This window comes from Bordetella parapertussis, from assembly GCF_020735925.1.
Classification (GTDB): Bacteria; Pseudomonadota; Gammaproteobacteria; order Burkholderiales; family Burkholderiaceae_B; genus Bordetella; species Bordetella pertussis.
Genome location: NZ_CP085971.1, coordinates 2,396,973 through 2,409,240, shown reverse-complemented (window position 1 = coordinate 2,409,240; position 12,268 = coordinate 2,396,973). Strand labels below are relative to the sequence as shown.

General features: G+C 72.0%; 11 protein-coding genes and 2 pseudogenes. 12 read left to right on the top strand and 1 reads right to left on the bottom strand.

Annotated features, from left to right (window positions below; all coding sequences use genetic code 11):
• The first annotated feature begins 105 nt into the window (after nt 1-105).
• From LK409_RS11480 to LK409_RS11450, 7 genes and pseudogenes are all read left to right on the top strand, one after another.
• A complete protein-coding gene (locus tag LK409_RS11480) occupies nt 106-864 on the top strand; it encodes an endonuclease/exonuclease/phosphatase family protein (RefSeq protein ID WP_010928668.1) in 759 nt (252 codons plus the stop codon).
• Nucleotides 861-2,016 (top strand): annotated as a pseudogene (gene clsB, locus LK409_RS11475) (cardiolipin synthase ClsB). The gene LK409_RS11480 and the pseudogene clsB overlap by 4 nt, the downstream one beginning before the upstream one ends.
• Nucleotides 2,013-2,960: a lysylphosphatidylglycerol synthase domain-containing protein gene (locus LK409_RS11470; RefSeq protein ID WP_010928667.1), complete on the top strand. Its 948-nt coding sequence runs from the start codon at nt 2,013-2,015 to the stop codon at nt 2,958-2,960. Before clsB ends, LK409_RS11470 begins: the two are co-directional and overlap by 4 nt.
• 53 nt (nt 2,961-3,013) lie before the next feature.
• Nucleotides 3,014-4,159, top strand: coding sequence for a DUF3182 family protein (locus tag LK409_RS11465; RefSeq protein ID WP_010928666.1), 1,146 nt, complete (start codon nt 3,014-3,016; stop codon nt 4,157-4,159).
• Nucleotides 4,146-4,901 carry an alpha/beta hydrolase family protein gene (locus LK409_RS11460; protein ID WP_010928665.1) on the top strand — a complete coding sequence of 252 codons (756 nt, stop codon included), beginning with the start codon at nt 4,146-4,148 and terminating at the stop codon, nt 4,899-4,901. Before LK409_RS11465 ends, LK409_RS11460 begins: the two co-directional genes overlap by 14 nt.
• Nucleotides 4,902-4,945: 44 nt before the next feature.
• Nucleotides 4,946-5,641, top strand: coding sequence for a CinA family protein (locus tag LK409_RS11455; RefSeq protein ID WP_076879822.1), 696 nt, complete (start codon nt 4,946-4,948; stop codon nt 5,639-5,641).
• On the top strand, nt 5,638-6,663 hold the full coding sequence (locus LK409_RS11450; protein WP_010928663.1) for a DNA topoisomerase IB: 1,026 nt from the start codon (nt 5,638-5,640) through the stop codon (nt 6,661-6,663). Before LK409_RS11455 ends, LK409_RS11450 begins: the two co-directional genes overlap by 4 nt.
• Here the strand turns inward: LK409_RS11450 and LK409_RS11445 are convergent.
• On the bottom strand, nt 6,649-6,948 hold the full coding sequence (locus tag LK409_RS11445) for a hypothetical protein (protein WP_010928662.1): 300 nt from the start codon (nt 6,946-6,948) through the stop codon (nt 6,649-6,651). The genes LK409_RS11450 and LK409_RS11445 overlap by 15 nt on opposite strands.
• A 90-nt stretch (nt 6,949-7,038) precedes the next feature.
• Between LK409_RS11445 and LK409_RS11440 the strand changes: the two genes are divergently transcribed.
• The 5 genes and pseudogenes from LK409_RS11440 to LK409_RS11420 all read left to right on the top strand — a co-directional run bounded on the left by LK409_RS11440 (nt 7,039) and on the right by LK409_RS11420 (nt 12,268).
• Complete coding sequence (locus LK409_RS11440; protein WP_041937414.1) at nt 7,039-7,371, top strand: four-helix bundle copper-binding protein; 333 nt, start codon at nt 7,039-7,041, stop codon at nt 7,369-7,371.
• A 60-nt stretch (nt 7,372-7,431) separates the two neighbouring features.
• Nucleotides 7,432-7,755, top strand: a complete 324-nt coding sequence (locus LK409_RS11435) for a DUF883 family protein (RefSeq protein ID WP_003817524.1) — start codon at nt 7,432-7,434, stop codon at nt 7,753-7,755.
• A gap of 49 nt (nt 7,756-7,804) precedes the next feature.
• Complete coding sequence (gene ku / locus LK409_RS11430; protein ID WP_076879821.1) at nt 7,805-8,731, top strand: non-homologous end joining protein Ku; 927 nt, start codon at nt 7,805-7,807, stop codon at nt 8,729-8,731.
• Between the two features lie 18 nt (nt 8,732-8,749).
• Nucleotides 8,750-11,190 (top strand): annotated as a pseudogene (gene ligD, locus LK409_RS11425) (DNA ligase D).
• Nucleotides 11,191-11,260: 70 nt separating this feature from the next.
• Nucleotides 11,261-12,268, top strand: coding sequence for an SDR family oxidoreductase (locus LK409_RS11420; protein WP_010928659.1), 1,008 nt, complete (start codon nt 11,261-11,263; stop codon nt 12,266-12,268).

Here is a 12,268-nt window from a genome sequence, read left to right as displayed (position 1 = left end):
GGCGCGAACCATCGGGAACCAGCGTAGCGCAAGCGTCGTGCCCGCGCCATCGTGTGGCGGGCACGCGGTTTGCTGGGCTGCGGCATCTCGCCGTCCGGAGCGCCCATGCCGCCAGAACCGATCCGGCTCAGGATCCTGACCGTCAATGCACACAAAGGCTTCACCAGCTTCAACCGCCGTTTCATCCTGCACGAACTGCGCGAGGCCCTGCGCGAGGCACGGCCGGATCTCGTGCTCCTGCAGGAAGTGCTGGGCGAACACCAGCGGCACGCGGCGCGCCACGCGCGCTGGCCGGCGGTCTCGCAATACGAGTTCCTGGCCGACACCCTGTGGAGCGCCTATGCCTATGGCCGCAACGCCGTCTACCCCGATGGCCACCATGGCAACGCCGTATTGTCCAAGTATCCGATCGTCTCGCACCGCAACGAGGACCTAAGCGTGGGCGCGGCGCACGAGCCGCGCGGCATGCTGCACTGCGTGCTGGACGTGCGCGACGCGCCCGCGCCCCTGCATGCGCTGTGCGTGCACCTGGGCCTGCGCGAGGCGCATCGCCAGGAGCAGCTGCGGCGCCTGTGCCAGTACCTGCGCCAGCACGTGCCGGCGCAGGCCGCGGCCCTGCTGGCGGGGGACTTCAACGACTGGCGCCAGCGGGCCGACGCAACGCTGGCGCGCTGCGGGCTGGCCGACGTCCACCGGCTGGCGCTGGGGCACGCGGCGCGTACCTTTCCGGCCGCCTGCCCGCTGCTGCGGCTGGACCGCATCTACGTGCGCAACGTCGCCGGATCCGAGCCGCGCCGCCTGAGCCGGCGTCCATGGTCGCGGCTGTCCGACCATGTGCCGCTGGCCGCCGAGGTGACGTTGTGAGCACGCCCTGGCGCGACGGCAACCGCTTCGCCATTCTCGAGAATGGCGCCAGCTATTTCCCGCGGGTCTACACAGCCATCGGCAAGGCCCGCGAGGAAATCCTCATCGAGACCTTCATCCTGTTCGACGACGCGGTCGGGCGCGAACTGCGCGAGGCGCTGATGGCGGCGGCGCGGCGTGCGCATCGACGTCACGGTCGACGGCTATGGCTCGGACAGCCTGCCGCCGGACTTCATCGCCGGCCTGGTCGAACTGGGCGTGGGGTTCCATGTATTCGATCCGCGCCCGCGCCTGCTGGGCATGCGCACCAATCTGTTTCGCCGCCTGCACCGCAAGATCGTCGCCATCGATGGCACGCTGGCCTACGTCGGCGGCCTGAATTTCTCGGCCGATCATCTCGACGACTACGGCCCCCAGTCCAAGCAGGACTACGCCATCGAAATCGCCGGCCCGCTGGCGGCCGACATCCGCGATTTCGCGCGCGCCGCGCTGGCCGCCGTGCCGCGGCGGCGCTGGCGCCGCGCGCGCCTGGTGGTGCGCGACAACGACCAGCACACCAACGATATCGAGCAAAGCTACCGCGTGGCGATCCGGGCCGCGCGCCGCGACATCGTGATCGCCAACGCGTATTTCTTTCCCGGCTACCGCTTGCTGCGCGACCTGCGCGCGGCGGCCGCGCGCGGGGTGCGCGTGCGCCTGATCCTGCAGGGCGAGCCCGACATGCCCATCGCGCAGCTGGGCGCGCGCCTGCTGTACGACGCCCTGGCCGAGGCCGGCGTGGAAATCCTCGAATACTGCGAGCGTCCGTTGCACGGCAAGGTCGCCAGCATCGACGACGAGTGGGCCACGGTCGGGTCGAGCAACCTCGATCCGTTCAGCCTGGCGCTGAACCTGGAGGCCAATGTCGAGGTGCGCGACAGCGCCTTCGCCAGCGGCCTGCGAGAGCGGCTGGAACGGTTGGCGATCGACCATTGCCGCCCGGCGCCGCAAAGCGATGGCGCAGGGCGCCAGCTGCGGCGGCTGTTCGCCGGCGCGCTGGTCTACCACTTCCTGCGGCGCTTTCCCGCCTGGGCCGGCAGCCTGCCCGCCCACAAGCCCCGCATCCAGACCCTGCGGCCCGATGGCCAGGGCCAACCGGACGAGGCGACATGAGGCACGCGCACCATCATGGACACCGCCGGCGCCGCCTGGGCGCCTGGCTGGCCGGCATCGTCGGCCTGGCCGTCGTCGGGGTATTGCTGTACCAGGCGCGCCGCATCGACTGGCACGCGGTGGCGCGCGCCGCCCACGATATCCCCGGCCCGGCCGTGGCGCTGGCCGCCGCGCTGGCGCTGGCCGGCTACCTGGCCTACGCCGGCTTCGACATCCTGGCGCGCCGCTATGCCGGCCACCGCCTGCCCGCCTGGCAGGTGGCGGCCATCGCCATGACCAGCTATGCGCTCAACCTGAACCTGGGCGTCCTGCTGGGCGGGGTCGCCGTGCGCCTGCGGCTGTACGGGCGCCACGGCTTGCGCACCGCCTGCGGACTGCGCGTGGTGGCGTTCGCCACCGCCACCAATTGGGTGGGCTACGCCTGGCTGGCCGGCGCCCTTCTACTGGCCGGCCAGATGCCCACGCCCGCCGGCTGGCACCTGGGCGCCGGCCTGCTGCGCACCGTGGGCGCGGCGCTGCTGGCCGGCGCGCTGGCCTACCTGTACCTGTGCCGGTACGCGCGGCGGCGCGCCTATACCTTGCGCGGCCACCGCTGGGTGCTGCCCGACCTGCCGACCGCGCTGCGGCAGATGGGCCTGGCCGGCGTGTCGTGGGCCATCATGGGCGGCATCATCTACGTCCTGCTGCAGGGCCGCGCGCCGTATCCGGAAGTCCTGGCCATCCTGTTGTTCAGCAGCATCGCCGCGCTGCTGGCCCACATTCCGGGCGGGCTGGGCGTGATCGAGGCCCTGCTCGCCGCCGCGTTGGCCACCCGCATGCCGGCCAGCGAAAGCCTGGGCGCGGTGCTGATGTACCGCTTGCTGTATGCGTGGATACCGCTGTGCGTGGCGCTGCCGGCCTACCTGGGCGCCGAATGGCGCCACCGGCGCGCGGCGGCCGGTTGAGCCCGGGCACGGCGCTTGCTGCTGCGGCGCTGTTCCCGCTTCCGGATCCGCCCATGAACCCTGCCGCCGCCGTACCGCGCCGTCCCGTCGATCTGGTGGTCGCCCATCCCGGCCGGCGCGACGCGCCGCGCCACGAGCGCGCCAGCCTGCGCGCGCTGGGCCGGGACATCGCCGAGCTGCTGGGCTGCGAGTACGCCGACGCGCTGCCTGCGGCGGCGCGCGACCCGCGCTTGCGCGTGTATTACGTACCTGCGCGCACCCTGCTGGACGGCCGCGCGCTGGCCTTGGGCATCCAGGGCCCGGACGACCTGTTCGGCGGCGTCGCGCCGCATGGCTTCGTCGCCACCAAGGCGATCACCCATGCGTTGCCGCATGACGGCTGCGCCGCCCCTGCGGCCTGGTCGCGCGAACTGGGCGCGCGGCTGTCCGACTGCGTGCTGCCCGGCTGCACGGTCTTCGCGCTGGACGAGGCGCGCCAGGCCGGCGCGCGGATGCTGCGCACCGGTGCGCTGCGCGTCAAGCCGGTGCGCGCCACCGCCGGCCGCGGCCAGCGCAAGGTCGCCGACGCGGCGGCGCTGGACCAGGCGCTGGCCGAACAGGATGCCGGCGAGGTGCGCCGCTATGGCCTGGTGCTGGAGGAACACCTGGAAGACATCTCGACCTACAGCGTCGGCGTGGCGCAGGTGGGCGTCCATCTGGCCAGCTATATCGGCACGCAGTCGCTGACGCTGGACCACGCGGGCCTGGAAGTCTACGGCGGCTCGGACCTGTGGTTCGTGCCGGGTCCCCTGCCCGCCCTGCTGCAGCTGGAACTGGACGCGCCGCGGCGCGCCGCGCTGGAGCATGCCATGCGTTACGACGAACAGGCGTTCGCCTGCTATCCGCGCCTGTACGCGTCGCGCCGCAACTATGACGTGGCGCGCGGCCGCGATGCGCAGGGCCGCTGGCGCACCGGCGTGCTGGAACAATCGTGGCGGGCCGGCGGGGCCAGCCTGACCGAGATCGCCGCGCTGCGCGCGTTCGCGCAGGATGGCGGCCTGCGGCGCGCGCACGCCGCCACCAGCGAACACTACGGTCCGGACCCGGCGCACCCGCCCGGCACGCGCATCGTATTCCACGCCCACGACGCCGAGGTCGGCTTCATTTCCAAGGCCGGCGGCATGACGCAAGACAACGGCACGGACGATGACGACACATAGCGAAACCATCACGATCCCCGTGTTCGACACGCAGGTGGCCGGCACCCTGCTCACGCCGCGCGCCAAGCTGCCCGGCGTGCTGTTCGTCCATGGCTGGGGCGGCAGCCAGCGCTTCGACCTGAGCCGCGCGCGCGACATCGCCGGGCTGGGCTGCATCTGCCTGACCTTCGACCTGCGCGGCCACGCCGCCACCGAGGCGCAGCGGCGCCAGGTCACGCGCGAGGACAGCCTGCGCGACATCATGGCCGCCTATGACGCGCTGATCGCCCACCCAGCCGTCGATACGTCCGCCATCGCGGTGGTGGGCAGCAGCTATGGCGGCTATCTGGCCGCCATCCTGACCACGCTGCGCGCGGTGCGCTGGCTGGCGCTGCACGTGCCGGCGCTGTACCGCGACGACGAATGGGCCCAGCCCAAGCTGCAGCTCGACCGCGCCGCCATCTCCGCCTACCGGCACGCCACCGTGGCGCCGGAGGGCAACCGCGCCTTGAGCGCCTGCTCGTCGTTTCGCGGCGACGTGCTGATCGTGGAGGCCGAGCACGACGACTACATTCCGCACTCGACCATCATGAGCTACCGCGGCGCGTTCCTGCATTCCCACTCGCTGACCCATCGCATCGTCGACGGCGCCGACCACGCGCTGAGCGACAAGCGCTGCCAGCAGGCCTATTCGTCCATCCTGCTGAACTGGGCCACCGAAATGGTGGTGGGCGCGCGGGTGGGCGCGGGCCGGCCCGCCTGAGCGCGCGGGCACGCCGCTTGCCGCCAACTGTCCAGGGAGACGCCATGAACGCCTTGCAACGCACCGCCCTTTACATGCAGGAACAGCGGCTGACGCTGGTTACCGCGGAATCCTGCACGGCCGGCCTGATTGCCTCCTTGCTGGCCGAGGAACCCGGCGCCGGGGCCTTGCTCGACTGCGCCTATGTGGTCTATTCGCCGCGGGCCAAGACCCGCTGCCTGGGCGTGGCGCCCGACATACTGCGCCGCCACAACCTCACCAGCGAAGCCGTGGCGCGCGCCATGGCCCTGGGCGCGGCGCGCCACAGCGACGCCAATGTGGCAATCGCCAACACTGGTGTTGCCGACGAGCCCGCCGATGGCACCCCGGCGGGCACCCAGTGCTATGCGTGGCTGTTCAAGGCCGGCCCGGCCGACGCCCAGCCCACGATCTATACCGAAACGGCGCGGTTCGACGGCGCGCGCAACACCATACGCCGCGACAGCGCCCGCTATGCCTTGCAACGCCTGCCGCATTACCACGCCCTGTGGCGCGTGGCGGGCAACCCGGAGCCCTCGACTATGAAACCTACCCCTACCTCCCACGACCGCAAGCAGGATGACGACACCGAGCGCGAAGCCCAACGCAGCCATGGCAGCCAGCAGTCGCGCACCAAGAAGGACGGCCATGTATCGCAGATAGGCAGCAACCAGGATCAGTCCAGCCAACGCAACCGGGGCCAGGGCGCGCGCCGCTCGTGAGCCCCGCCGCGCCCGCCGCGCTGCGCTATGTGGACGACAGCCGTCCCGGCCTGGCGCGCCGCCGGCTGCCCGGCGGAAAGTTCGCCTACTACGACGCGGACGGCCGCCGGGTGCGCGATCCTGCCACGTTGGCGCGCATCGCGGCGCTGGCCATCCCCCCCGCCTACCGCGAAGTGTGGATCTGCGCGCGGGCCGACGGCCATCTGCAGGCCACCGGACGCGACGCCCGCGGCCGCAAGCAATACCGCTACCACCCCGACTGGCGGGCCTGGCGCGACGCGGCCAAGTACGGCCAGCTGCGCGAGTTCGGCCGCGCCCTGCCGCGCATCCGGCGCCGCGTGGCGCGCGACCTGTCCAGCCGCGGCCTGGCTCCGGACAAGGTCGCCGCCACGGTGGTGCGCCTGCTCGAAACCACGCTGGCGCGGGTCGGCAGCCGCGCCTATGCGCGCGAGAACGGTTCGTTCGGCCTGACCACCGTCACGCGCCGCCATGCCTGGCTGCAGGGCAGCCGGCTGCGCCTGCGCTTCACCGGCAAGAGCGGCGTGGCGCACGATGTCACCGTACGCGACCGCCGCATCGCGCGCGTGGTCAAGCGCTGCCTGGACCTGCCCGGGCAACAGCTGTTCCATTACCTGGACGAGGACGGCGAGCCGCGCCCGGTGGACTCGGAACTGATCAACGCCTATTTGCGCGAGGCCGGCGGCGGCGATTTCACCGCCAAGCACTACCGGACCTGGGCCGCCTCGGCGCTGGCGCTTTCGCTGCTGCTGCGCTGCCCGGCCGAGGGTGCCGCGGCGCGCCGCGCGGCCGTGGTCGAGGTCGTCAAGCTGGTGGCCGCCCGCCTGGCCAACACGCCGGCGGTGTGCCGAGCCTGCTACATCCATCCTGGCATTGTCCAGGCCTACCTGGACGGCGCCTTGCCGGCAGGCGGCGCCGCGCCGGCCGGGCCGCGCGGCCTGGCGGCCGACGAACGCCGCCTGCTGGCCTTCGTGGCGGCCTGGCCGCACTCAGAAAATCGATGAACGCGCGTTCCTGGCGCGTGGCTGCGGCGCCGCACCATCGGCCCAGTTGGACTCGGTCTGGTTGTCCACCGCCGGCCCGTGCTTGTCCGCCTGCGCGCGCGCCGGCGGCTTGGGCGGCAGGTTGGGCACCAGCACCGGGCTACGCGGCGGCAGCACCTTGGCTTGATCGAGTGACGGATCATCGTGCGCGTCGGCGCCGCGCGCGGGTTCGGGCTTGGACATCTTGCACCTCGCGCAAGAGATTGCGTACAGTGCATGGTAGTGGACGGCGCGGCGCGCCGTCATCACGGCTGGTCTCCATTTGCAAGCAAGTCTGAGCGCGGCGTGCCAGGCTCGCCGCTTGCGGCATGCGTGGTTTGCCCCCAGGAGATGGTCATGCTCAATACTCACGTTGTCGAATGCCTGCAGGCCTGCGGCCGTTGCGCCGCCGCGTGCGACTACTGCGCCAGCAGCTGCCTGCGCGAAGGCCACGGCGCCGATATGGCCCGCTGCATCGCGCTGGACCTGGACTGCGCCGCCGCCTGTCGCCTGTGTGCCGCCATGATGGCGCGCGAAAGCGAATTTTCTACACATATGTGCACCTTGTGCGCGCGCATCTGCGAAGTGTGCGGCGACGAGTGCGCCCGCCACGAGCCGCGCCACTGCCAGGAATGCGCCACGGCCTGCCATGCCTGCGCCAGCGCCTGCCGCGCCATGGCCCGGCCCTGAGGCCACGCCCCACCGGCTTCGTCCCGCCCCAACCCCTTCCCCCAACCGGAGCAGCCCGCCATGCCTACTTCCAAGCGCCCCGCCAACTTCCCCGCCGACCCGACCGCGCCCATGTCTGCCGGCGCGCGCCAGCGCTGGCTCGATGAAATCCACGCCACGCTGGACGATCCCCAATACGCCGATATCGAAGAACTGAAGGCCCGCCTGCGGCAACAGCTGGACGCGGCGCGCGAAGCCTGGTCCCAGCTTGCCGATACCACCAGCAGCCTGGCCAGCGAAGCGGCCGACTGCGCCGACGAGTTCGTCCATGCGCGGCCCTGGCAGGCGGTTGGCGTCGCGGCTGGCGTGGGCATGCTGGTGGGCGCCCTGCTGTGCCGACGCTGACCTGGCACGGGCACGCCGTTTGCTGAGCCTGCCGTCCCGACAAGGAGGCATGATGGCCAGAATCGTCTGGAAAGGCGCGATCGCGTTCGGGCTGGTGCACGTACCCATCGTGGTCCATGCGGCAAGCCGCCCCAGCCGGCTCGATTTCGACTGGATCGACCGGCGCGACAATGCGCCGGTGGGCTACCAGCGCATCAACAAGCGCACCGGCCGCGCGATCGACAGCGAGCATATCGTCAAGGGCTACGAATACGAGAAAGGCGAATACGTCTACATGAACGACGAGGATTTCGCCCGTGCCAACGTCGCCGCCACGCAGACCGTGGAGATCCTCGACTTCGTCAAGGCCGAGGAAGTGCCGCTGTATTACTTCGACACGCCATACTACCTGGCGCCCGACCGGCGCGGCGGGCCGGGCTACGCGCTGCTGCACCGCGCCCTGCGCGACAGCGGCCGCATCGGCATTGCCCAGGTCGTGCTGCACACGCGCCAGCACCTGGCGGCCGTGATGCCGGTGGGCGAGGTGCTGATGCTGGTCACCATGCGCTACGCCGACGAGATCGTGCCGGCCGAGGAATTCGGCCTGGATGACGCGGCCACGCACGACAGGCCCGGCGCGCGCGAACTGCGCATGGCCATGCGCCTGCTCGACGACATGACGCGCAAGTGGGACCCCGCGCAATACCGCGACGCCTATCGCGACGACCTGCTGGCCGCCATCGACAGGAAAGTGCGCGCCGGCAAGACGCATGAGCTGGCCGAGCCGGGCGAAGCCGCGCCGCGCGCCAGCGCCAAGGTCATCGACCTGGCGGCCATGCTGCAGCAGAGCCTGGAGCGCGGCAAGCGGCGCGCCGGCGCGCCCGCGGCCCCGGCGAAAAGGGCCGCGTCGGCCCGGAAAGCCACGGCCAAGGGGGCCGCCGCCAAGCGGGCGCGCAAGACGCCCGCGCGGCGCGCCCCGGCCCGCAAGGCGGCCTGACAGGAGAGCACCGCGCCCATGACACAGCCACTGCGGCAGTACCGCGAGAAGCGCGATTTCCGCGCCACCGCCGAACCGGCCGGCGCCGCTCGGCGCCCGCGCGCGGCCGCCCGCGCAAGCGAAGGCCTGTCCTTCGTCATCCAGCGCCATCAGGCGCGCCGCCTGCATTACGATTTCCGGCTCGAAATCGACGGCGTGCTGGTGAGCTGGGCGGTGCCCAAGGGCCCGTCGCGCGATCCTTCCGTCAAGCGCCTGGCCGTGCATGTGGAAGACCATCCGCTCGAGTATGGCGGATTCTCCGGCGACATTCCCAAGGGCCAGTACGGCGCCGGACATGTCGACATCTGGGACAGCGGCGTCTGGATCCCGCGCGGCGATCCGCGCCAGGGCTTGCGGCGCGGCAAGCTGCATTTCGCGTTGCGCGGCCGGCGTCTTGCCGGCGACTGGGTCCTGGTGCGCATGAGCGGCGGGCAGGACCAATGGCTGCTGCGCAAGGAAGACGACGAGGCGGCGGTGCCGGGCGATGACGCCGAACGCGCGCCGGCCACCCCGCCGCCCGCCCCGGCGGCCACGCCGCGCGGGCGCCGCGCCGCGATGCCGCGCACGTTGGCGCCCCAGCTGGCCACGCTGGTGGACAGCCCGCCGCATGGGCCGGGCTGGTCGTACGAGGTCAAGTACGACGGCTACCGCATCCTGGCGGCCTGCTCGGCCGGCGGCGTGCGCCTCGTCAGCCGCGGCAACGAGGATTGGCAGGCTCGCATGGCGCCGCTGGCGCGCGCGCTGGGCGCGCTGAAGCTGGGGCGCGGCTGGCTCGACGGCGAGGTCGTCGTGCTCGACGAACGCGGCGTGGCCGATTTCCAGCTGTTGCAGAATGCGCTGGACGGCCAGGCCGAAGGGCTGGTGTTCGTCGCGTTCGACCTTCCCTTCTGGAATGGCGAGGACCTGCGCGCCCTGCCCCTGCAAGCCAGGCAAGAGCGGCTCGAGGACCTGCTGCGGGAGGTGCCCGAGGACGCGCCGCTGATGCTCACGCAACGGCTGCCGGTGGCCGACGACACCGAAGGCAAGGCGGCCTGGAACGAAGCCTGCCGGCTGAGCCTGGAAGGCCTGATCTGCAAGCGCCTGGACGCGCCTTACCGGTCCGGCCGCTCGCAGAGCTGGCTGAAGCTGAAGTGCCGCCCGCGCCAGGAATTCGTCATCGGCGGCTATACCGAACCGGCCGGCGCGCGCCGCCACCTGGGCGCCTTGCTGGTGGGCCTGCGCGAAGGCCGCCAATTGCGCTATGCGGGCCGCGTGGGTACGGGCTTCGGCGCGGCCACGCTGCGCACGCTGGGCCAGCGGCTGGCGGCGCTGCGCCAGGATGCCAAGCCGTTTTCGGGCGACGTGCCGCGCGGCCGCGGCGACGCCGCCATACATTGGGTCAGCCCCGAGCTGGTGGCCGAAGTGAATTATGCGGGCATCACGCGCGACGGCGCTGCTGCGCCAGGCTTCGTTTGCCGGCCTGCGCGCCGACAAGCCCGCCAGCGAAGTGCGCGGCGAGGTGGCCGGCGGCCAGGGCGGCCACGCCGTCGCGCCGCGCCGGCGATGGCCGCGCCGAGGTGGCCGGCGTGCGCATCTCGCACCCGGACCGGCTGGCCTATCGCGAGCCCGACTACACCAAGCTGCAGCTGGCCGAGTACTACGCGGCCATCGGACCGAATATCCTGCCGCACCTGCGCCAGCGCCGCGTGGCCCTGTTGCGCTGTCCCGACGGCGCCGGCACGACCTGCTTCTTCCAGAAGCACCTGAGCCAGGCGCTGCCTGCCGGCGTGCGGCGCGACGGCGGGCATCTGGTGATCGAATCGCTGCCCGGCCTGATCGCGCTGGTGCAGTATGGCGCCATCGAGTTCCATACCTGGGGCGCCGATACCCGCCATCCCGACACGCCCGACCGGATCACCCTGGACCTGGACCCCGGCCCCGGCGTGGCGTGGCCGGCCATTGTCGAAGGCGCGCAGATGGCCCGCCTGCTGATGCAGGAAGTCGGGCTGGAGCCGTTTCTCAAGACGACCGGCGGCAAGGGCCTGCACCTGGTGGCGCCGCTGCGGCCCACGCAGCCCTGGGACACGGTCAAGGATTTCGCGCGCGCGCTGGCGCGCCAGCTGGCCGTGGCCCTGCCGGACCGGTTCACCGCCAACATGGCCAAGGCCCGGCGCGAGCGGCGCATCTTCGTTGACTACCTGCGCAACGGCAACGGCGCCACCGCGGTGGCCGCCTTCTCGGCGCGGGCGCGCGACGGCGCGCCCGTTTCCATGCCGCTGTCCTGGGACGCGCTGGACGCCGGCGACGATTTGCGCCGCGCGCGCTGGAACATCGCCAATGCGCTGGAGCAGGCCCGGCGCAAACCCGACCCCTGGGCCGACTACGCCGCCAGCCGGCGCACGCTGGGTCCGCGCATGCAGGCGCGGCTGCCGCGCGATTGACCGCAGGCATGCGCGTTGCTGATCGGCGGTGCCGCGCCTCGCGGCGTCGTCACGCATCAGGAGCCCCGCCATGCCCAAGACCCCATCCGACGCGTCCCCCAAGACCCGGCAGGCCGCCGACCGGACCGCCGAGCGCCAGCGCGAGATCCAGCGCGAGCAGGACCAGCGCGACCAGCGCAAGCCCGCGGCAGGCCGGCCAGGCGAGGCGCCGCGCACCGGCGCGCGCGACCATCCCGAGCCGCCCATGCCGCGCCAGCATCTGGCCAAACCCGGCAACGAAGCCGACATGGCGCTGCAGCCGCAGTTCCTGGCGCCGGCCTACCGCGGCAGCGGCAAGCTGGAAGGCCTGGCCGCGCTGGTCACCGGCGGCGACTCCGGTATCGGACGCGCGGTCGCGGTGCTGTATGCGCGCGAAGGCGCCGATGTCGCGATCGTGTACCTGCAGGAGCACGAGGACGCCCGGGAAACCGCCCGCCACGTCGAGGCCGAAGGCCGGCGCAGCCTGCTGATCGCCGGCGACGTGCGCGACCCGGTCTTCTGCGAGGAGGCCGTCGCGCGCACGCTGCGCGAGTTCGGCAAGCTGGACATCCTGGTCAACAACGCCGCCTACCAGGAGCACGCTTCGTCGCTGCAGGACATTACCGACGAGCGCCTGGACGAAACCTTCCGCACCAATATCTACGGCTACTTCCACATGGCGCGCGCCGCGCTGCCCCACTTGAAAGAAGGCGCCAGCATCGTCAACACCGGCTCGGTCACCGGCCTGCGCGGCCATCCCAAGCTGCTGGACTACTCCAGCACCAAGGGCGCCATTCACGCCTTCACCTGGTCGCTGGCGGCCAATGTGGCCGAGCGCGGCATCCGCGTCAACGCCGTGGCGCCCGGACCGGTCTGGACGCCGCTCAATCCCGCCGACCAGGCGCCCGAGCAGATCAAGGACTTCGGCGCCAAGACCGCGCTCAAGCGCGCCGCCCAGCCCGAGGAACTGTCGCCCGCCTATGTGTTCCTGGCCAGCCCGGCCTGCGCCAGCTACATCACGGGCATCGTACTGCCCGTGACGGGCACCCCGGGCGAGTAA

Coding starts and splice junctions, on each gene's coding strand:
- LK409_RS11420 (WP_010928659.1), top strand. CDS start 11,261: ATGCCCAAGACCCCATCCGACGCGTCCCCCAAGACCCGGCAGGCCGCC.
- LK409_RS11440 (WP_041937414.1), top strand. CDS start 7,039: ATGCTCAATACTCACGTTGTCGAATGCCTGCAGGCCTGCGGCCGTTGC.
- LK409_RS11480 (WP_010928668.1), top strand. CDS start 106: ATGCCGCCAGAACCGATCCGGCTCAGGATCCTGACCGTCAATGCACAC.
- LK409_RS11455 (WP_076879822.1), top strand. CDS start 4,946: ATGAACGCCTTGCAACGCACCGCCCTTTACATGCAGGAACAGCGGCTG.
- ku (WP_076879821.1), top strand. CDS start 7,805: ATGATGGCCAGAATCGTCTGGAAAGGCGCGATCGCGTTCGGGCTGGTG.
- LK409_RS11445 (WP_010928662.1), bottom strand. CDS start 6,948: ATGACGGCGCGCCGCGCCGTCCACTACCATGCACTGTACGCAATCTCT.
- LK409_RS11460 (WP_010928665.1), top strand. CDS start 4,146: ATGACGACACATAGCGAAACCATCACGATCCCCGTGTTCGACACGCAG.
- LK409_RS11470 (WP_010928667.1), top strand. CDS start 2,013: ATGAGGCACGCGCACCATCATGGACACCGCCGGCGCCGCCTGGGCGCC.
- LK409_RS11465 (WP_010928666.1), top strand. CDS start 3,014: ATGAACCCTGCCGCCGCCGTACCGCGCCGTCCCGTCGATCTGGTGGTC.
- LK409_RS11435 (WP_003817524.1), top strand. CDS start 7,432: ATGCCTACTTCCAAGCGCCCCGCCAACTTCCCCGCCGACCCGACCGCG.